17 protein-coding genes are annotated in these 20,342 nt (G+C 70.6%); 4 read left to right on the top strand and 13 right to left on the bottom strand.

What is annotated here, in order from left to right; all coding sequences use genetic code 11:
• Positions 1-7: 7 nt before the first annotated feature.
• The 4 genes from JKP75_RS06185 to JKP75_RS06170 all read right to left on the bottom strand — a co-directional run bounded on the left by JKP75_RS06185 (position 8) and on the right by JKP75_RS06170 (position 2,954).
• Positions 8-889 (bottom strand): NADH-quinone oxidoreductase subunit H, encoded by an 882-nt coding sequence (locus JKP75_RS06185; RefSeq protein ID WP_309229561.1) that lies wholly within the window; start codon positions 887-889, stop codon positions 8-10.
• A gap of 49 nt (positions 890-938) precedes the next feature.
• Complete coding sequence (locus JKP75_RS06180) at positions 939-2,066, bottom strand: hypothetical protein (RefSeq protein WP_200492848.1); 1,128 nt, start codon at positions 2,064-2,066, stop codon at positions 939-941.
• The gene (locus tag JKP75_RS06175) at positions 2,057-2,398 is read right to left on the bottom strand and encodes an NADH-quinone oxidoreductase subunit A (protein WP_163208130.1); all 342 of its coding nucleotides are present in this window, start codon (positions 2,396-2,398) and stop codon (positions 2,057-2,059) included. The genes JKP75_RS06180 and JKP75_RS06175 overlap by 10 nt, the downstream gene beginning before the upstream one ends.
• Positions 2,399-2,576: 178 nt before the next feature.
• Positions 2,577-2,954, bottom strand: a complete 378-nt coding sequence (locus JKP75_RS06170) for a helix-turn-helix transcriptional regulator (RefSeq protein ID WP_200492150.1) — start codon at positions 2,952-2,954, stop codon at positions 2,577-2,579.
• A 118-nt stretch (positions 2,955-3,072) separates the two neighbouring features.
• Here JKP75_RS06170 and JKP75_RS06165 point away from each other — a divergent pair, with 118 nt between their 5' ends.
• Both JKP75_RS06165 and JKP75_RS06160 read left to right on the top strand, forming a co-directional pair.
• Positions 3,073-3,480 (top strand): four-helix bundle copper-binding protein, encoded by a 408-nt coding sequence (locus JKP75_RS06165; protein WP_163208134.1) that lies wholly within the window; start codon positions 3,073-3,075, stop codon positions 3,478-3,480.
• Between the two features lie 506 nt (positions 3,481-3,986).
• Complete coding sequence (locus tag JKP75_RS06160; RefSeq protein ID WP_163208136.1) at positions 3,987-4,583, top strand: DUF305 domain-containing protein; 597 nt, start codon at positions 3,987-3,989, stop codon at positions 4,581-4,583.
• Between the two features lie 314 nt (positions 4,584-4,897).
• Here the strand turns inward: JKP75_RS06160 and JKP75_RS06155 are convergent, their stop codons facing one another.
• The 3 genes from JKP75_RS06155 to JKP75_RS06145 all read right to left on the bottom strand — a co-directional run bounded on the left by JKP75_RS06155 (position 4,898) and on the right by JKP75_RS06145 (position 7,270).
• A complete protein-coding gene (locus JKP75_RS06155) occupies positions 4,898-5,164 on the bottom strand; it encodes a heavy-metal-associated domain-containing protein (protein ID WP_163208138.1) in 267 nt (88 codons plus the stop codon).
• A 418-nt stretch (positions 5,165-5,582) separates the two neighbouring features.
• Positions 5,583-6,332 (bottom strand): F510_1955 family glycosylhydrolase, encoded by a 750-nt coding sequence (locus JKP75_RS06150; RefSeq protein WP_200492151.1) that lies wholly within the window; start codon positions 6,330-6,332, stop codon positions 5,583-5,585.
• Positions 6,333-6,637: 305 nt separating this feature from the next.
• Complete coding sequence (locus JKP75_RS06145; protein WP_163208140.1) at positions 6,638-7,270, bottom strand: DUF305 domain-containing protein; 633 nt, start codon at positions 7,268-7,270, stop codon at positions 6,638-6,640.
• A 1,230-nt stretch (positions 7,271-8,500) separates the two neighbouring features.
• Between JKP75_RS06145 and mobF the strand changes: the two genes are divergently transcribed.
• Both mobF and JKP75_RS06135 read left to right on the top strand, forming a co-directional pair.
• Positions 8,501-14,104 (top strand): MobF family relaxase, encoded by a 5,604-nt coding sequence (gene mobF / locus JKP75_RS06140; protein WP_207146847.1) that lies wholly within the window; start codon positions 8,501-8,503, stop codon positions 14,102-14,104.
• A 239-nt stretch (positions 14,105-14,343) separates the two neighbouring features.
• A complete protein-coding gene (locus JKP75_RS06135) occupies positions 14,344-15,237 on the top strand; it encodes a hypothetical protein (protein ID WP_200492153.1) in 894 nt (297 codons plus the stop codon).
• Positions 15,238-15,300: 63 nt separating this feature from the next.
• On the opposite strand, the gene JKP75_RS06130 is transcribed toward JKP75_RS06135, so the two are convergent.
• From JKP75_RS06130 to JKP75_RS06105, 6 genes are all read right to left on the bottom strand, one after another.
• Positions 15,301-15,948: an Abi family protein gene (locus tag JKP75_RS06130; protein WP_163208149.1), complete on the bottom strand. Its 648-nt coding sequence runs from the start codon at positions 15,946-15,948 to the stop codon at positions 15,301-15,303.
• A 182-nt stretch (positions 15,949-16,130) separates the two neighbouring features.
• On the bottom strand, positions 16,131-16,421 hold the full coding sequence (locus tag JKP75_RS20695) for a hypothetical protein (protein ID WP_242472813.1): 291 nt from the start codon (positions 16,419-16,421) through the stop codon (positions 16,131-16,133).
• 188 nt (positions 16,422-16,609) lie between these two features.
• Positions 16,610-18,130, bottom strand: coding sequence for a type IV secretory system conjugative DNA transfer family protein (locus JKP75_RS06120; RefSeq protein ID WP_163208153.1), 1,521 nt, complete (start codon positions 18,128-18,130; stop codon positions 16,610-16,612).
• A gap of 11 nt (positions 18,131-18,141) precedes the next feature.
• Positions 18,142-19,440, bottom strand: coding sequence for a hypothetical protein (locus tag JKP75_RS06115; protein ID WP_200492154.1), 1,299 nt, complete (start codon positions 19,438-19,440; stop codon positions 18,142-18,144).
• Entirely contained in the window at positions 19,440-19,598 is a 159-nt protein-coding gene (locus JKP75_RS20690; RefSeq protein WP_242472811.1) for a hypothetical protein, read from the bottom strand. The genes JKP75_RS06115 and JKP75_RS20690 overlap by 1 nt, the downstream gene beginning before the upstream one ends.
• A gap of 147 nt (positions 19,599-19,745) precedes the next feature.
• Complete coding sequence (locus JKP75_RS06105; RefSeq protein WP_200492156.1) at positions 19,746-20,312, bottom strand: conjugal transfer protein; 567 nt, start codon at positions 20,310-20,312, stop codon at positions 19,746-19,748.
• Positions 20,313-20,342: the final 30 nt, after the last annotated feature.

Raw genomic sequence — 20,342 nt, 5'->3', positions numbered from 1 at the left:
CTCCTCCTCACGCGTAGAACCCGTTCAGGACGAGCACGGCGACGACCAACGCCTGCAGGAGCGTCAGCGGGACGAGGACCATCCAGCCGACCTCCACCGTGCGGTCGGGCCGCAGCACCGGCATCCGTCGTCCCACCCAGACCAGAGCAGCGACGACGGCCAGGGTCTTCAGCAGGTGCCACAGCGGGCCGGGCAACCAGGGGCCGGAGTCGCCGCCGAGGAACAGCGCCGCCGCCATGGCCGCGCTCGCGCCGAGGAAGACGGCGCGACCGGCCTCCACCAGCAGCCGGTCCACCCCGGACAGTTCCGAGGTGATGCCGCCGGCGATGTCAGCTGCGGCCGGTGCGGCGAACGGCCCCCAGAAGGCGAAGGCCGCGGCGCTGGCCACAAAGACCACGAAGGCGACCGGCATCGTGACCACGAACCACAGGCTCTCCTGCGCGGCCACGACGTCCGTCGTGCGCAGTGAGCCGGCCCCCAGGCCAGCCGTGATGAGCGCGAACATCAGCGGCAGCTCATAGGCCAGGCCCTGGGCGAGAAATCGGTATCCACCGGTCAGGGCATGGACGGCATTCGGACCCCAGCCGACCAGCCACACCGCCGCCCACAGCAGTGCCTCCATGGCGTTGAACCACACGAGATCGGCGCTGGTCGACCACAGGGTTCGGCCAGCCACGGGTACCACCGCCAGAGACAGCAGCGCCAGTGTCGGCACAGCGACGCACCCGGTTCGCCACAGCAGCCGATCCGGCGCCAGAGTCGTCCGCCGCTGCTCGACCAGCAGACGCGCGCTCGAGCGGATCGGCTCGACAGCGGCCCCAGGCGCGCCGAAGACGACGACGCGGTCGACCGCCGTCACCACGACGCCTAGGACCAGACCGACCGCCACGATCCCAAGGACTGCCGGGACCAGCCCCCACGCCTCCGCCAGAGTCTGCTCAGGCATGCAGGTGCTCCGGAGCCGAGACTGCGGACACGGGGCTGAGGTCGAGGCTGGCCACGATCAGCCGTGCGCTCCCGATCTCGGCGCCCTCCACCAGGGCTGCGACGCCGTCCAGTGACATCGCGGGCAAGTCCTCGACCGGCTGCCCCGACGCCATGTCGCACCAACGCCTGACCCGGTCCAGGGCGTCTCCCCCAGATCCGCGCCTCCCGATGCCTCCGGCCGTCCACGCCAAGGTCCGCGACCGGCTCACCCGCCGCGCCACGGCCTCGGCGAGCCGCTGCGCCTCATCTCGATTGGCTTCCTCGGCCACCCTGTCCCGGGCGCGGCGTGCGTCGCGGGCGGCCGTCGGCCAGCCGGCCACGTCGAGGAAGTGGGCGAGCCGGTCGAGTGCGGCCCGCTGGGAGTTGGACTGGTCATGCGCGGTGGAAACGGTGCCGGCGTCGAGCCAGGCCAGTTCTGCGGAGGTGAGGACGTCACCCTGCAGATCCGCCCGCAACACCAGACCAGTCGGCCAGCCCAGCAGTACCGGCCCGAGCGCCACCTTCAGAACGTCGAGTTCGAGCCCATCCCGGTCCGGGCCGGTCGAGGCCATCGGCAGCCCGGCCACCTCACCGCCGTGGTCCATGCCCTCGTGACCACCGCCGTGGTCCATGCCCTCGTGACCGGCCTGGCCCATGCCCTCGTGACCGGCCTGGCCCATGCCCTCGTGACCGGCCTGGCCCATGCCCTCGTCCTGGGCGTCCTCTTTCTCGTCCTTCCCGAGCAACGAGGCCGGCGACGGCCGGCCGTCCCCCTTCGTTCCTGATTCGGCCGGCCGGACCAGCGCAGCTCGGCCCTGGTCCAGAGCAACGGCGAAGTCCTCGGTGCGCTGCACGTCCACTCGGTGCCGCGGCTCGAGGACCTGGCTCCACAGCACCTCGACGGCTTCTGCCAGCTCGGGTCCGGGTTCGCCGAGGACGACCAGCAAGTCGGTGTCCGCAGGCGACACGGCGCACGGCCAGCCGCGCCGGTCCAACTCGGCCTCGACGGACCACCGGAGCATCGTCACGCCCGGGGCGTCGACGAGCAGCACCCGCGGCCTCGCCAGCGCCCAGGTCCGCAGCCGAGCGATCACGTCCATCGCAGCGCACCTTCACGCCAGACGTACGTGACACCGACGAGCAGCACGGCGAGGAAGCCGAACATCTCGACGACGGCCGTCGTCCCCATGTCCGCGACCACGACCGCCCACGGGTACATGAAGATCATCTCCATGTCGAAGGCCAGGAAGAGGACCGTGACCGCGTACCACCGCGCGTGGTAGCGGGAGACGGCGTGCTGCTGTGGGAGCAGGCCCGACTCGTACGGCAGCACGGCGGCGGGCTCCCGGGCGGTGCGCAACGCCGCCGACAGCGCGTACAGCCCGACGATCCCGGCCCCGACCAGGGCGGCCAGCGACAGCAGCGCGACCATGGCGCTCTCCTCCCCTCAACGGAGATGCCGCTGGGAGCGGCCGGTATCGGGCCGGGGATACGACAGCGATCATCCGGACGACCGTCCGGGTGTGGCCGACTGTAGGGGCGGTCGTGGATGTTCGCGCGGCGACGATCACCCCGCCTTTGGCAGCCGTGCCAGCGTCGACACCCAACTGTCAGTCGTCGTCCGGCGCCGCTTCCGAAAGGACGACCAACTGGCGGAGGCAGTGTTCCCGCAGCGGCTCGGGGAAACCCTCGGCCAGGCGGTAGAACACGACGCGCCCCTGCTTCCGGTTGGTCACCAGTCCCGCCGTGCGCAACAACCGGAGCGCGTACCCCACGGCGTCCTCGTTGGCCTCCAGGGCCAGTGCGAGATCGCCGACACAGAGCTCGTCCACCATGTCGAGCGCGAACAGGACTCGGGCCCGGGTGGGATCGGCCATCAGGCTCAGCACGCTGGTCAGCTGGGCGACTTCCTCCCGGCTCGGCAGCCGGGCACGGGCGTGCGCGACACGTTCCGGGTCGACCGGATGGGCGTGGTCAGGTTCAGACATCGAGAAACACCTCCAGGCCGCCCATACCCGTACGGGTCTGCGGGTACCGCCGGAATCGTCAGCGCCCGATCCGGGCGACATCCGAGCCAGCCGGCGCCGGCAACCCGAGGAGGCAACCATGACCGTGGCAGCCCAGATGCTCGACACCTACCCCAAGGATCTCGGCGGGGTGGACAAGCAGAAGCTGCTGGCCTGCATCGAGGCCTGCTTCGAGTGCGCCCAGGCCTGCACCGCCTGTGCCGACGCCTGCCTCAGCGAGGACAAGGTCGCCGAGCTGACGAAGTGCATCCGCACGAACACTGACTGCGCCGACATCTGCGACGCCACCGGCCGCGTGCTCTCCCGGCACACCGGCTACGACGCCAACCTCACCCGGGCGGTGCTCGAGGCCTGCGCTGCCGCCTGCAAGGCGTGCGGCGACGAGTGCGAGAGCCATGCCTCGATGCACGAGCACTGCCGAATCTGCGCCGAGGCCTGTCGGCGCTGCGAGCAGGCGTGCCGAGACCTCATCGGCTCGCTGGGCTGACAGGCACTGCACGGTGGGCCGGCCCCGACGGCGCCAGGGCAAGAGCGGCCTAAACGACGCCCCGGGGCCGAACCATCGCTCCAGCGGCGCTGATCGTCGAGCTGCCACCGCCGACCGCCGAAGGCATCGTGGTCACAACGACACCCGACGCCATCGCCTCCACAGATCGGCTCGCTCTTCGTCCAGTCGTCCGGCGTCGCGGGCTGATGTCGCCCGGTCGATGCCGAACAAGTCGGCACTCATGGCGAGTTTGTCGTGATCGCAACGCCAGCTGTCCCGACGGCGGTACCGACTCTTCGGTTTACCCGTATGACCGTACGGGCATTCGGGCGATCGACGTACGCCAACCAACATCTACCCATGCAGCGGTCTCGCGCCTCGGCCGATACCGCTGCAACAACACACATGTGACGTCGCAGGCTGCGGCGAACGGCTCGCGTGACGATGCAGTCATTGGTTTGCGGAGTTCCTCCCCACCGATGACAGCCAGGACGGAGATCGGATCCATGGCGACCAAGAAGAGCGACGAGACGAAGGAACACGGTCAGGACGGCGGCATGTCCCACGAGACGAAGATGTACCTGCGCTTCGCGGCCATGATCACGACGTCCATGGTCGTCATGTACTTCACGATGTTCGCCGGCACGTGGGAGTGGAGCCACGTCCAGTTCAGCCAGAGCCGCGTGTTCATGGCGGTCACCATGGGCGGCACCATGGGGTTGATCATGCTCGGCTGGATGCTCAACATGTACAAGAACATGAAGGGCAACATCGCGATCGTGGCGGTGAGCCTCCTGCTGCTGGGCGGCGGCATCGCGCTGGACCGCAGCCAGGCCACCGTGCAGGACTCCGCGTGGATGAACGCGATGATCCCGCACCACTCGCTAGCCATCACCCGGTCCGAGCGCGCCGACATCACCGACGTCCGGGTGTGCCAGCTCGCCGTCGAGATCATCAAGGCCCAGGAGCGCGAGATCGCCGAGATGGAGTGGCTGATCCAGGACATCGAGGAGAACGGGGAGGCCGCCACGGCCGAGGAGGCGCAGGCCCGCGGCGTTCCCGACTTCGAGGGTTCGGCCCTGCGGGACTGCGCGTCGGAGTGATCGCGGTAAGGGCGGCCACATGTCCCTGACGGTGACGACTCGAGCAGGGGTCTCCAGCCGGCGGTCACGGTCCCGGTCTCGTCCGGGACCGTGACCACCCTGAGCACCTTCGGGCCTATGATGAGGACGCGGAGCTGCGCCACGGCCGGCACTTACAGCGCGACGGCTCCCGAAGGGGCGCCATCCGAGTCGTGCCGACACAAGGCCACTTTCGGTCAGCTGCCTGCGGTGCCGCCGCCCGCGTGGCGGACGTCGGAATGGGCCGGCGATGGGCCGCTAGCGGTACCCCACGAACAGCCTCCGGGCGCAGACTTTCAGCTGCAGCCGCAGCCACACCCGGACGTCTGCTCTCCAGCCCCTGCGAGCAGGTTGACGGGCTCGGCTACCTGATACCCGGCTTCTTCAACGGCAGTGCGCACGGCACCGTCGTCCACATCGGCCACGGCGCTGACGGTGAGTCCACCGGTGGCGAGATCGACGCTGACGTCGGTGACGCCGGGAACCTGGCGGACCTCTTCGGCCACGGAGTTGACGCAGTGGCCGCAGGTCATGCCGACGACGCTGTACGTGGCGGTACTCATCTCGAATTGTCCTTTCGATCCCTCATGGACGTGCATTGCCGTGGATGTTCATTCTGGTGGTCCTGTTCCAGGAGCGGACCCGGCGGGCGATGGCCTCGATCACCTCGCGGACCTTTCGTCTGCCTCGACCACGGGCTGGAGGCCTCGAACCTCCCCTTCCATCCGACGAAGAGCCTGAGGCAGTCGTCCTTGCGCTGGATAAGCCGCGAGACTGCTGGCCTCCTGTGTGGCCCGACAGGTTCCTACACCGACCGACGCATACCCCCTGCCAGTACCTACACCATGAGACCGTATACCCCCGGGGGGTGTAATGCAACGACGCACCGAGTACTCACCCGAGGAGGACCTGGGCGGGCATCGACCGGGGCGGCAGATAGAGAGCTGTTCGGCTCCCAGTGCTGACTCATCCCGCCACGCCTCAGTCCCCCAAGACCACATCAAATGTGAGTCCGCCGTCGTCCGACTCCACCAACGCCGTGGCCGTCACGACGGCGATCCGCAGCGAGCCCCCCGCCGAGGAGGTCGCCGCCACAGCCTGCGGGGGTGATTCCAGCTTGGGCCCCGCCTGCCAGGTAGCGGCTCCGTCCGCGCTCGTCCACACCGAACCGGACGGGTCCACGCCCGCGACGTTCATGCCGTCGTCGGCCCAGTCGACCACCTGGAGGAGCGGTGCACCGTCGTTCCGGACCCAGGAGCTACCGCCGTCGACGGAGCTGAGGAGACCCTGCTCAGTGGTGGCGAGGATCGTCCGCCCGTCCGGTGCTGCGGCGAGTGTCGCCGGAGCCGCCGGAATCAGTAGCTGCTCCCACTCGTCGCCGTCGGCGCTCCGCACGAGGGAGCCGTCGTAACCGAGGACCCCCGCATCGCTGACCGTCAGCGCATGGAAGTCGGACTCGCCCTGCCGGGATCGCGGTTCCCACGTCCGGCCGCCGTCCGTCGACTCGATCAGCCCGACCGGCTCCGGCAGGTCGACGTCCGGCCCGGGATGCCCGGAGGCGAGGAAATGCCCCGGTCCGCGGACAGCGAAGCCCATCAGGTCGATGACCGGCCCTATATGGGTCGACTCTCCGTCATCGCCCACTCCGAAGAGCCCGTCGTGCGTGGCCAGGAGAAGTTGCCCGTCAGCTGGGTCGATCGCGACACCGTGGATATGGCTGGAGGGGAGCATGCCGGCCGTCACTCCGTCCGGCTCGGTCTCCGACTGCGCGGTCGAGGAGGTGCAACCCGCGACAAGCAGCGCGGAGGCCGCCGCCACAGAAAGCGCTCTCGCGATCCCACGAACTCGAGCCATCGGGGAACGACGAGCGGCATGAACAGATGTAGCCGGGCGACGCAGGTCAGAACGCATGGGGTGGTCCTTCGAGACGGAGCGGCTGATGACGAGGGAGCGCTCCGGCCCGGTGGCCTGGAGCGCGCAGAGCTGTCGACGAGTGGCGCTGTCCCGCGTCCGGAACAGCGCCACCCGTCGCGGCGTCAGCCGCCCAGCTCGGTCAGCAGCGTCTGCATCTCCTGGATCTCAGCGGTCTGCGACTCGACGATCTCCCGAGCCATCTCGACGGCGTCCTGATCAGAACCGTCGGCGATCTCCGTCTCGGCCATCTCCACGGCGCCCTGGTGGTGCGGAATCATCATGTCCAGGAACATGCGATCGAACTCAGCGCCGGAAGAAGAGTCCAGCGCCGTCATGTCCTCCTCGGACATCCCTTCCATGTCCATGCCGCCGGAGCCGTGGTCCATGCCGCCCATGTCCTCCTCGGGCAGCGGCTCGCCCCACTCCTCGAGCCAGCCGGTCATCGTCTCGATCTCCGGCCCCTGCGCCGCCTCGATTCGGTCGGCCAGGTCGATCACCCTCGGGTCGGAGGCCCGGCCGTCGGCGAGCTGAGCCATGCGCAGGGCCCCCTCGTGGTGCGGGAGCATGCCCTGGACGAATGCGACGTCGGCCTCGTTGTGGGTGGTCGCGCTGGCGGAGCTGGTGGCGCCGGCACTGCGATCGGCACCGTCGTCAGCTCTGGTGCCGTCGCTCCCACCGGAGCAGCCGGCGAGAACGACGGTTCCTGCCAGGAGTCCGCCGGCCAGGCGGACGAGTCGTGCGGTCGTGCGAGTCATCAGAATTCTCCTGCAGTTGTAGGTCATAGGCGTGCGCGCAGGACCCGACTGAGCTATGGGCGGAGTCGGGTCAGGGCATTCGGCCTAGATCCGCAGAAGACAGAGAGCGGACAAGTCCGGTGGTCGAGGGACCCTCGACCACCCGGTGTGCCACATCGGAGAAGGAGCCCGAGCGCGAACGCTCGATGCCGATGCTCGACCGATCAGCGTTGCCGCAGCCAGCGCACTCACGCCAGTGAGGACCACGGCCAGGCAGACCGCCATCAAGGCCGAGCCGTGGGGCGGAGAACCGTCCGGAGAGAGATTGGCGGCGACGGCCATAGTCATTGCAGCAGACATCGTCGCGGGCGACAGGTGAGGTGCGGCGGCGAGCGCTGAGTCGATTTCCACCGCCTGCACGGACAGGGCAGACGGGACGTGTCCTGCTTCGGTCATCCCGTGGTCGGCGACGTCGGTCGCCATGCACTGGACCCCGTGCATGCTGAAGACAGCAGCGAGCAGTAGCAGTGCCCACATGCGTCGCGCCGACATGCCACCCCCCCAAGGACTGAAGCCAGGCTACTAGCGCGTGTAGGACTGGCCGCCACCTCTGGTTGAGCCGCCTCGAAGCGCCGCGACTCCGCCAGCCGTCACAGCGGATCCTCGTCCGCTCCACGGGGAGGACCACTGGAGTCACTTCGGTCGATTTCGCGTCACTTGGCTGTGGCCGCCGGTCGGTCGGTCGTCTTCGTCAGCCGCCGGACCTCGGCGGGATCCAGCTCCAGCAGCGCGGCCGCTCGCTCTGCGGACACGTCCTCGGCGAGCAGAAGGTACGGAGCGTCTCGCCGAGTGCCGCCGTCGCCACTGCCAGGGCCTGCTCCGCCTCGCTTCGCGCCTCCAGGGCCACCAACGCCTCCGCCGTCGCCTCCTCGACCCGACGGTCGTGCTCATCGCGGGCGGCGTCCAACGCCCGTCGTCGCTCCCGCGCCTTCGTCAGTGCTGCCGCCTGTCGACCCACCGTTCTGGCCACCGCTTCCTCCGCTCGCCCAGCTGACCGACCGCCCGGATCGTCACACGGCCTCATGACACGGCTGCCGACCTGAGCGTCACCCCAGCAGCCCGGCGACCAGAGCAGGCGTCACCCCACCCTCTGCGACCTGACACACCTCATGCATCACGGCCCGAACCGCCCCTTGTCGATGCTTCGCGCGGCCGGACCGTGGCAGAGGTGACCGCGACTCTCGGGTCGTGATGACGCTGCACAAGCTCACCGCGGGGGACGGATACACGTATCTGACCCGCCAGGTGGCGGCGCACGACACGACCACCCGCGGGTTCGACAACCTGGGTGATTACTACACCGAGAAGGGTGAGGCTCCGGGCGTCTGGATGGGACGCGGGCTTGCCGCCGTGCCTGATTTTCCGGTTGGTGACCGGGTCACCGAGGCGCAGATGGTCGCGCTGTTCGGGGAGGGGCGGCACCCGAACGCCGATCAGATCGAGCGCGCCGCGCAGCTCGCCGGCAAGGACCCGCAGCAGGTCGATCAGGCCAGCCGCCTGGGCGCGCCCTACCGCATTCACGAGCAGGCCAACATGTTCCACCGCCGCTCGGCCGGGGCGTTCCGCGACCGCAACACCGCGCTCGGCCTGCCCGCCGACGCCCCCGTGCCGGCCGACGAACGAGCCCGCATCCGCACCGAGCTGGCGACGACGATGTTCTTCGAGACCTACGGCCGTCCGCCCGCCGACGCCCGCGAGCTGTCCGGCCATCTGGCCCGCATCTCCCGGCAGGCGACCACCGCGGTCGCCGGGTACGACCTGACGTTCAGCCCGGTCAAGAGCGTCTCCACGCTGTGGGCGATCGCTCCGCCAGAGGTTGCCGCCGTCATCGAGCGGGCGCACGCCGACGCCGTGGCGGACGCCTTGACCTGGTTGGAGGACCACGCCGCCTACACCCGCACGGGGCGCAACGGAGTGGCACAGGTGGAGGTACGCGGGCTGATCGCGGCGGCATTCACCCACCGCGACTCGCGGGCCGGCGACCCGGATCTGCATACCCACGTGGCCGTCAGCAACAAGGTGCAGACCCGCGACGGGCGGTGGCTGGCGCTGGACGGTCGGCTGCTCTACAAGAACAACGTCATCGCCTCCGAGCGGTACAACACCCGCCTGCAAGCCCTGCTCACCGAGCGGCTCGGCGTCCGCTTCGCCGACCGCCCCGACGCCGACCCGAGCAAGCGCCCAGTTCGGGAGATCGTCGGCGTCGATGGCGAGCTGCCCAGCCTCTGGTCGTCGCGTCGGGCGTCGATCGACACCCGCCGCGCGGAGCTGTCGGCGCAGTTCCAGGCCGACCACGGGCGGCCGCCGACGCCGAAAGAGGCCGTGTCCCTGGCGCAACGGGCCAATCTTGAGACCCGGCAGCGCAAGCACCAGCCCCGCTCCTACGCCGAGCAGCGCGCCGCCTGGCGCACCGAGGCGCTGGCGGTGCTGGGCGGGGAGAGCGGCCTGCGCGACTACCTCCGCGGTGCACTCGTCCCCCGCCGCGGACCCGAGGCGAAGCGCCCGACTCGCAGGTGGGTCGACCAGACCGCCGAGCACGTGCTGTCGACGGTGCAGAGCTCGCGCGCGATCTGGCAGGTGAACCACGTCCGCGCCGAGGCGGAGCGGCAGGCCCGCGCCGCCGCGATCCGGCTGACCGACCTCGACGGAGCCATCGACGCCGTCGTCGACAGAGCGCTGTCCCTGTCGACGGCGTTGGGCAGCCGCGGACCGGTGACCGAGCCTGCGGCGCTGCGCCGCTCGGACGGCAGCTCGGTCTACACCGTGGCCGGTTCGACGCCGTACACCTCGACCGCGATCCTCACCGCCGAGCGCGCCATCCTTGCCGCGGCCGGACGACGCGATGGGCGCGTGGTGCCGGCCGCGGCCGTCGACGTTGCGCTGCTGGAGGCCACCGCCAACCGGGTCGAGCTCAACCCCGGCCAGGTGCAGCTCGTCCGCGAGCTGGCCACCTCCGGCGCCCGGGTGCAACTGGCGCTGGCCCCGGCGGGCACCGGGAAGACCACCGCCCTGCGTGCGCTGTCCGCGGCGTGGCGGGCCGGCGGCGGGAACGTCGTCGGCCTTGCTCCCTCGGCGGCGGCGGCCGCGGTGCTGGGTGAGGAAGTCGGCACCGACACCGACACCCTGGCCAAGCTGATCCACGCACTGGCCACCGGCAACGCCGTCCCGCCGTGGGTCGAGCGCATCGGCCCGGACAGCCTCGTGGTCATCGACGAAGCCGGCATGGCCAGCACTCCCGACCTGGCCCGGGCGATCGCATTCGTCACCGAGGCCGGCGGGTCGGTCCGGCTGATCGGCGACGACCAGCAGCTGGCCGCGATCGGCGCCGGCGGAGTGTTGCGCGACATCGCCGCCACCCGCGGCGCAGTCACCATCTCGCAGGTCCTGCGGTTCACGGACCCCGAGACCGGCGCTCCCGACCACGCCGAAGGCGCCGCGTCCCTGGCGCTGCGCGACGGCGACCCGGCCGCCCTCGCCTACTACGTCGATCACGGACGGGTGCACGTCGGCGACCTGGCGACGGTCACCGACGACGCCTACACCGCCTGGTCGGCCGACCGCGCCGCCGGCCGCGACGCCATCATGCTGGCGCCCACCCGAGAGTTGGTCGCCGAACTGAACACCCGCGCCCGCCGCGACCGCCTCGCCCAGCAGAACGGCGCGATCGGTCCCCAGGTCACCCTCGCCGACGCCTCACAAGCCTCCGCCGGCGATGCGGTCATCACCCGCCGCAACGAGCGCACCCTCCCGATCAGCGCCACCGACTGGGTCAAGAACGGCGACCGGTTCACGGTCAGCGCCGGTTACGACACCGGCGCCCTCGACGTCGTTCACCAGCGCACCGGACGGCACCTCACCCTGCCCGCCGACTACGTCAGCGACTACGTCAGCTTGGGCTACGCCACCACCGTGCACGGCGCACAAGGCCTCACCGCCGACACCTGCTACACCGTCGCCACCGGCGAGGAGTCCCGCCAACTGCTCTACGTCGCCCTGACCCGCGGCCGGCACGCCAACCACCTCTTCCTCACGACCGCCGGCGACGGCGACCCGCACAGCGTGATCACCCGCGACGCGCTGCTGCCGCCCACCGCCGTCGACGTCTTGACCCGTGTGCTCACTCGCGACGGCTCACCGACCTCGGCCACCAGCCAAGCCCGCGAGCTGACCGATCCCGCCGCTCTGCTCGCTCGCGCCGCAGACCGGTACTACGACGCGCTCAATACCGCCGCAGAGGAGCGCCTGGGCCTGGAGGCGCTCGAGGCTATCGACGCCGCCGCCGACGCCGCGATGCCGGGCCTGACCATGCAGGCGGCCTTCCCCGTCCTGCGCGCACACCTGGCGTTGTGCGCCGTCTCCGGTCGTGATCCCTCCGATGTCCTCCGGCATGCCCTGACCTCGGATCGACGTCTGGACGACGCCCGCGATGTGGCTGCGGTCCTGGACTGGCGTATCGACCCCACCGGGCGCCACTCGGCCGAGACCGGCCCCCTGCCGTGGCTGCCCGGCCTTCCGAAGGCGCTCGGCGACGACCTCGAGTGGGGCCCCTACCTCGCCAACTCCGCCGACCAGGTCAGCTCACCGGCCGTCGACGTCGCCGCCCGTGCACGCGCCTGGACCCCCACCAGCGCTCCCGCGTGGGCGCGTCCGCTCATCGACCGCGATCCCCAGCTGGTCGCCGATCTCGCCGTCTGGCGCACCGCCCACAACGTTGACGACGCCGACCGCCGTCCCACCGGCCCGGCGCTGCCGCGCGCCGCTGACGCACGGGCCCAGCGAGCGCTTGACGACCGGGTCACGCGGCTGCTCGGCGACGGGCGCGCGCTCACCGCGCGCTGGGCGCCGCTCGTCGACAGCATCGACCCACGCATCGCCGGCGACCCCTACTGGCCGGTCCTGGCCGAGCGGCTCGCCGCCGCCGACCGCGCCGGCATCGACATCACCACGCTCACCCAGGCCGTCGCCGCCCAACGTCCCCTGCCGGACGAGCAGCCCGCCGCCGCGCTGTGGTGGCGACTGTGCGGGCAGCTCTCCCCCGCCGCGATGACCGCCACCGGCACCTCCGTCTCCGAGGCGCTGCGCCCGGACTGGAGCCCCGTCCTGGCCGACGTCGTCGGCCCAGCGGCCGCCGAGCGGGTGGTCGCCGACCCAGCCTGGCCCGCGCTGGTCGCCGCCGTCACCTCTGCCGGCGACGCCGGCTGGCAGCCCGACCAGGTGCTGTCCACGGCCCATGACCTGCTGCGCGCCGGTCATCCCGACGACGACCAACTGCGCCCCGACGAGCTGGCCACCGCCCTGGTGTGGCGCGTCGGCGTGCTCACCGACCCGGCATCCGCCGCACGCACGAACCCCGCGACGCCGCCTTCCGATTTCGAACACCTGCCTACAGCCGACGGAGTTGCCGACGATGACTGGCTGGCCAGTCTTGTCGAACCCGACGACACCGGACTCCTCCATGAGGACCTGTACGGGGACGACCCGGCCGCTGACGAGCATCACGTCTCGGCACAAACCGACCGCCGGGCCGCGAACCCGAGTCACCGAGCCGCAACTGACCGGGCTGACGAAGAGGGAATTCGCGTTGACCGGGAGCGCCTCCTGGAGCTCAACCAGCAGGCCGCCGACTTCTTCACCGCCAAGTACCGCGACTCCTGGGCACCGGCCTACCTCGTCGACCGGCTCGGCACCGGTCTTGCCGGCGACGAGCGGTTCACCGTCGGCTACGCACCCGACGGTTGGACCACGTTGACCAGCCACCTGCGCCGCCTCGGCGCCACCGACGCCGAGATCGTCGCCGCCGGCCTGGGCAGCTACGCCTCCACCGGCCGGGTCATCGACCGTTTCCGCGACCGGCTTATCTTCGCCATCCGCGACGGCGAGGAGATCCACGGCTGGATCGGCCGCCGCAACCCCGACCAGGACGGGGACCACGCCATCCCCAAGTACCTCAACACCGCCGAGACCTACCTGTTCACCAAGGGCAGCGAGCTGTACGGCCTGACCGAAGGAGCCGCTGAACTGGCCGCCGGCGCCGTCCCGGTCATCGTTGAGGGTCCCCTCGACGCGCTGGCAGTCACCCTCGCGGGCGACGGCGACTACGTCGGCATCGCGCCACTTGGCACCGCCTTCACCGATGCGCAGGCCGAGGCGCTACGCCCATTCGTCGGCGACGGAAGGTCCGGCATCATCGTTGCCACGGACGCCGACCGGGCCGGACAGCAGGCCGCCCAGCGCATCTTCTGGCAGCTCACTGCCCGCGGCGACGACCCCCGCCATCTCGTCATCCCGGCCGGCAAGGACCCCGCCGAGCTGCTGCAGACGGCCGGCGCCACCGCTCTGCGTCAGGCACTCGCGGCCTCCCCCAGCCTGGCCAGCGGGCTCATCGACGCCCGCGTCGCCGTCTACGCCGACCGGCTGGACACCGTCGAAGGTCAAGTGCACGCCGCTCGTCGCGCCGCCGAAGTCATCGCTGCCGTCCCGTCGACGAGTTGGCCGGTGCACCTGACCCACGTCGTGACCCGCACCGGTATCGCGCCCGACATTGCGCTGTCGGAAGTGTTCGACGCCGCCCACGCCCGAACGAAGAATGGTCGGGTTCCGGCAGGTGTAGTGCCGGCCGGCTGCCCGCCCGAGCCGGACTGGGACGCAGTGGCGGAGCCCTCCGTCTCCGAGGTGTCCGCAGCGGAGACGGGATCGGGATCGCTGGCCGGTAGCGCGCAAGCGGTCCAGCGGGCTGCCTCCGTCGGCCGACATCCTCTCCTCCCAACTCGGCCGACCACACGTCACCGGTTATGACCCCTAAGCAGATAGCTCGTGAGGTTGCCACCCGTCAGGGCCTGGCCTGACGGCGACTTCAAGGACACGTCCTGGCGTCCGGTGCGGACGGCTGCACGGGTCGCTCAGCAACCAGGATCGCAGTCGATGTACCCAGCATTCCGGGGGAGTCCGACACAGCGCCTCGCGAACGTATCGCCAAAGACTATACGGCCGAGTCGTGTTGACTCCCATGTCAAAGGTGATGGGAAGATTGCAGCATGCTCGCCATCTCCATCGTCGCATTGGTCATCTCGGCCTTCGCGCTGCCGTTTACTGTTTGGGCGGCACGCGCCGCGGCGAAACAAGCGAAGGCTGCCCATGATCAAACTCAGATTCAGCGTGAGCAGGTCGCTGCCGCACGCGAGCAAACACAGTTGCAACGTAAGCTTGCCCGAGATGCATCGCAGCCCTATGTATGGGCAGACATTCAGCCCGACATGCAGCAAGGCACCGTGATGCACGTCGTGGTCGGCAATAGCGGCCCCACTGTGGCGCGCAACGTGAGGGTGACATTCGACCCGCCCCTTCCAGCTGGCCAGCAGCAGTCAGACAAGGTCGAGAAGGTTCAACGCATACTCGCCACCGGCCTCCGATCACTCGCCCCAGGTCGGGTGATCCGATGGACGCTCGGTGCAGGCTACGATCTGCTCTCGACCGAGGAACCGCAGGTGCGCACCGTTTGTGTCGAAGGTGATGGACCTTATGGTCCGCTGCCTGTTCTCGAGATGCAGATCGACATTTCAGAGTGGCGGCAGTCCAGGGATGCGCCGGACGGCTCCCTACATCATGTGCGCGGGGCGATTAAAGACCTCACCAAAGCTGTCGACGGCGTAGGCAGGACAATGAAGCGTGCGGCTGACCGCCTAGAATACCCACCGCGAGAAACCTTCGAGCTCAACGAGATGGGCGACTCCTTCACCAGGAGGCAGCTCGCGTCTCCAACGCCCGACGATGAGACCGAGACGGGCACCGATCCAGCTCCATCATCACCACCATCGATTCCACAAACAATCGCGACGACGGAACCTTTAGCTCTCAGTGTTCTCGCGCGCGGCGTTGCGAATTCGCGCCGATGGGTGATGCACGGCGATCGCCGAGAGTCCAGACACTGATGGCGCTCCTGCAACCCGGCGGAGCCGCGATAGGATCAGCGCGGCTCGGCCCTAGCCTTCGTCCTACGGACGAGCGGTCAGCAGCTTGGGCACCGAGCTGGTGGCCTGCAGGTACTGACCCAGTTGGGGATCGAGGCGCGCGGCGAGGCCGGTCAGGTCGGCCAGGCGGCCGGCGACGTCGGTAGACAGCAAGGGTTCGTGGTGGGCCACGCGGTTGCGCAGTTCGTGAAGGCGACCCACCGGGCCGTCGACATGAAGGGCACGGTCGGTGCCCGACGGGAAGGCACGGTGCAGCGCGGGCACCCACAGCGTCTTCTCGTGCGCCGCAGAGCTGAGGTAGCGCCAGAAGCCGAACATGAGCTCGGCGACGATCTTCCCTGGCGGGGCGCCCGTACCGCCAGCGTTGGCGATGGCGTGGCGCAAGCTTTCCCGCGGCTTTTCGTTGACGTCGACGCGGCGTCGTCCGCGCCTGCGATAGACCGGCGCGAAGACGGTGTTTGCAGCCAGCGTCCAGTGCGGAGGACCCGGCCAGCGGGCGGACAAGGCGCCGTCGTATGCGTTGCGCAACCCGACCTCGACGTGCGCCAGGTCGTGCATCAGCGCCGCGCTGAGTTGGGCGTTCCACTCATACAGGGCCAGCGCCCGGTCTCGGTCCGCGCCTGTGGCGGCAAGGTAGACCGAGAATCGCGGGCTGCTCAGCCAGACCTCCACCCAGCCACCGGCCGGTGGGACGGCAGGCGGCGTCGGCGTTGTCATCAGAACCCATCTTGGCGTACAGTGCTCGCGAAAGCCCCGGTGGACCGCTGACCTCTGGTCATGTCGCCGGGGCTACGTCTTTTCCCTTGCTTCCGTCCTCTCGCTCCCTTGTGGTGAGCCGCTGGTGCCTGCGCTGATCATCGCGGGGAGGCGTCGAGGGAGGCGGTGTAGCGGCTTTCGGCGGGCCAGTCCTGGTGCCGGCCGGTGCGGCAGGTGCTCTCCCCGAGTCTTTGAGCCATGCGCTCGCAGAACATCGGGAAGGCGTAGCGGTTCCATTCCTCCATCAGCTGGGGGCCTGCTGCGCTCTCTGCCTCCCACCGCAGCACCGCCAGCACCGGCAGCTCCCGGGCGATGTGGGCGTGGCGGGGCCAGCAGGCCGGGACCATCTGCACAGGCCGCCACGCGTACTCGTGATTGATCCATGCCACGACGTCGTCACACCAGCTCCAGACGGCTGCTCCCAGCTCCCCGGTGCAGGCGGCCGGCTCCCAGGGGCGCTCCAGGTCTGCCACGACGCCGGCTTGGGCCACTCCCCCGCGGTCGCCTCCACGCGCATTCCCCAGGAGCTCGAGCGCATGCAGCACCCCGAGGGGTGGCGGTGGGAACGGCAGGACGATCACCAGGACCGCGTCCCGGACAGCGGTGCGGCCGGCGGGTCGGCCCGGTCAACGTGCCGGCTCGGGCCGAGCCGGTGGTCGCGGGCGTAGGCCAGCGCGGCAGCCGTGCGCTGCTCGACGTCGACAGTGTCGGCACGGGCACCGCTGGCTCGCGCGCGGGCGGCGTCCAGCTCGGTGGCGAGCTGCTGGCCGTCCTTGCCGTCGAGGCAGCGCCGCAACCGGGCGATGATCGGCGGCGCGGTGCCTGCGACAACGAGGGCGTGCCGCTCAGGGATGCGACGGATGTCGCCGGGCCGCAGTACCCGCACGTCCTCGCCCGAGCGGGATGTGCCCATGCCGCCGGGCCCGTCGGTGACGGTCCGGCGGCTGACCCGCACATCGTCGAGCAGGTCGGACAGTTCCCGGTAGAAGTGGACGTCCTTGCCGCCGCCGAAAATGACGAGGTTGTTGGTGAGCCCGAACAGCGAGCGGGCCTCATCCTCGCCGTAGGAGACGACCATCTGTTTCCAGGTCTGGGCGGCGTAGATGAACGAGAGACCGACCGCGCGCTCGTTGGCCATTCGCACCCGCAGGGTCGGCAGCGGCGTGGTGGACGGCAGTTCGTCGAGACAGGCCAGGAAAGACGGGGTCAGCCGCCCGTAGGGCGAGGTAGTGGCGACGTGCAGAGCGGTGTCGAGCACATGCTCGGCAACCGCGGTCATCAGCGGTGCCGCCGAGGCGTAGGGGTCCTCCCGCCCGAGTAGGTACACCGTTCCCTGCCGGGCGATCAGGTCGGCCAGATCGGTCGCCGGCCGCCCGCGCGAAGGCACGCAGCGAGCCCTGATGTCCGGCTGGAAGAACAGCGCCATCGCTTGCTGGACCGTGGTCACCGTGTTGCCAACGGTGTCCGGACTGCCGTGCAGGGCGCCGATCAGCAGCCCGTCCCAGAACCGGGCTGCGTGCGGATGCTGCTGCAGGATCTCGGCGGGCTGCTCGGCGGCGACCGGGTTGGCGACCCACTCCAGGACGTGCTCCAGGGTGCGGCCGGTGAGTGCCGCCGCGTGCAGAAAGCCCTGCAGCACCTTGGCGGTCTCCGCGGCGTAGAACCGGGCGGCGTTGTCCTGCCGGCCCCCGGTGACCGCGCCAGCGACGGTGCCGGCGGCGAACGCCTTGGCTCGTCGCTCGGCGATCCGAGGATCGACGCAGCCGGCGACCGGATCCCACACCAGCTCCGGCAGTCCCGGCGCGGCGCCGAAAGGATCGAGCACCGCGACCGGGCGCGGCGGCTCGTCGGGGCTGGAAGGCCGCTGCCGCCGCCCGGCGGTCAGCAGCAGGTCGTCGACCTTGGTCAACGTCGCCAGCCCGGCGCCGCGGTGGGCCAGCAGGGCGGGAGCGAGCAGGTCGAGGGTCTTGCCGGACCCCTGCTCGCCGTAGACGCCGGTCGTGCGGTCGTAGCGGCACCACAGTTCCACCCCGTGCGGCTGGGAGGAGCGGCCCAGCCGCCAGCCGACGTCGGTCGGATCGAATCCTGACGTGAACATCCGACTTCCCTTCACCGTGCCCGGCTGGGCCCGGACCGCTGGGCTCGCGCCGCCTGCAGCTGCTGGTGGGCCTGCTGAATGGCCACGCTGAGCGCGACCGGCGTCTGCGGGTCGTCGAGCAGCGCCCGATTCGCGGCCCAGGCCCGGCGCGGGAAGCCGACCGTCGCGCGGGCGCCCGGATCGGCCGCCCGGTCGGCGACGGCGAGGGAGAGCAGCCGGGCGTTGTGCAGGGCGCCGGCGACCGGTTGCAGGTCGGTGGCGTTGACCCGGACCAGCCCGCCGGGCTGATATCCCCGCAGGTACGCGGCCACCCGCTCCTCGCGCGGCGGCACGTCCCGGGCGTAGGCGATCAGGGATCCATTGTCCGCCCAGGACCGGACGGTGCGGTACAGCAGCTGCGTGGCGAGCGTTGGCAGGTGCTGGGCCGCGGACGTGACTGATGCGCGCAGAGACGCCGTCCAGGTGGCCGGGTCAGGTTCGGCGGAGCGGAGGGCGGCATGGAGTCGACCGGCTGCGGTGACGCCGAATGGTGCGTGCTGGTGGAAGTGACGGCTGCCGTCGTCATACGGACGCAGGGATGCTCGGACGGCGCGCCAGGCGTCGGCCGCCGTCGTCTGACCTGCGGGTGGTGGTGCGTCGGTGGAGCCGAGGCGCTCCGCGGCGGAGCTGAGTGTCTGGGCGGCGATCGTGTAGGCCAGGACCTCGGTGACCGACGGCGGATCATTGGCTCGGGCCGTGGCCTGCAGAAGGACGCCGATGGCGTCGGGGACCACCCGTGCCGGGTCGGCGGACGCATCGACCGCGGGTCCGGGAACGGGACGGTCGAGGACGGCGACGTCGGCACGGGTCGGCGGCTGCAGCGCGGCGGTCTGCTGGACCAGGGCCGCCTGACGCTCGACCTCAGCGTGCCACTGCGTCGTCGGACCGGCAGGCAGGCGGTGGGCGACCACCTCGGCCAGCGGCGTCACTGCCTCGGCTACGGCGGTGGCGACGGCCCACCGGCTGGTCACGGTGGTGTGGTCATACAGGACGCCGACGGTGTCGGCCGCGGCAGCCGCCAGCCGGGTCAACGCCGACTCTGTTGCTGGAGCCCGGACGCCGAGCTCGGTGCAGGCAGCAGCCAGGGCGGCGACCTGCTGTTCACGGCGATCGCCGGCGAATGGGGAGACCCCGTCGCGGCGCAGGTGGACCAACGCCCGACCCAGGTGGCCCAGCCCAGTGCCTGCATCGGCGCGCGCCGCTGCGCTGTCGTCCGTGGTCCGCGCTGTGTCAGCGAGGGCGTCGAGCAGCTGCCCGAGCGAGGTGGCCATCAGCGTGGCGTACGCAGCGCTCGGTGGCCGTGCTGGGCGGCGGCGAGGACGTCGGGGTGCGCGAAATCGGCGGCAGGCAGGTTGCCGAGGATGCGCAGCGCCTGCTCGACGAGCCGGTCGGGATCGGTGCCGTCGGCCGGTCGCGGGCACCGGGCCACTGGGCGCACGCAAGGCGGTGGCGGCAGCGAGGCAGTGCAGCTGCGCTGTCGGCCCCGCCTGGTCGTTGCGGGAAGCGGCGGCGAACAGTGCCGCAGCCTCGGCGCGGGCGGCGAGCAGATCGGGGGTCAGGCCGTCGTCGGTTGAGCTCATCGCGGGTTCTCCTTCACGGTGCGGACGGGTGATGCCTGGGTCGACGGTGCTGGGGAGGTCGATCGGGAAGTGGTGCTCTGGACGGATCTGTGGGTGCGCCCGCGGATCGTGTCGCCGCCTGTGGACACGAGGCGATGAAGGCGTCCTCGGCTGCCTCCGGACGGGTAGCGGTCCGGGCGGATGACCGATCGCCCGGCGCGGAGCTGGCGCAACCCGAGGGCTTGCTCGGCCTCCCTGCGGGTGGCCATGCCGCCGCGGGCGTCGCCCGGGCGTCGATAGCGGGTGACCAGGACAGCGGTGAGGACTGCAGCGGTCAGCAGGACGAGCTCGGCGGCGGCAACACACGCGTACACCGGGATGGGCCCGGCGACCTGACGCAGTTGGTCGGGCGGCAGGCCGCGGCCGGGGTCGCCGTCCAGGAGCCCGCCGAGGACGCGGGTGACCGTCTCGGTGCCCTGCGGCCACACCCAGCCACTGCCCCACAACGCCGAGGCAAGTCCAAGACCGACCAGGGCCGCCAGTGCGACGGCGATCAGAGCGCCACCGACTGCGGCGACGGTCAATTCCCATCCCCGGGCGAACGGCTGCGGATC

The sequence above is a fragment of the Blastococcus sp. TML/M2B genome (genome assembly GCF_016612865.1).
Classification (GTDB): domain Bacteria; phylum Actinomycetota; class Actinomycetes; order Mycobacteriales; family Geodermatophilaceae; genus Blastococcus.
Note: the sequence above shows the minus strand (reverse complement) of the source record. Positions and strands in the feature narration are given on the sequence as shown.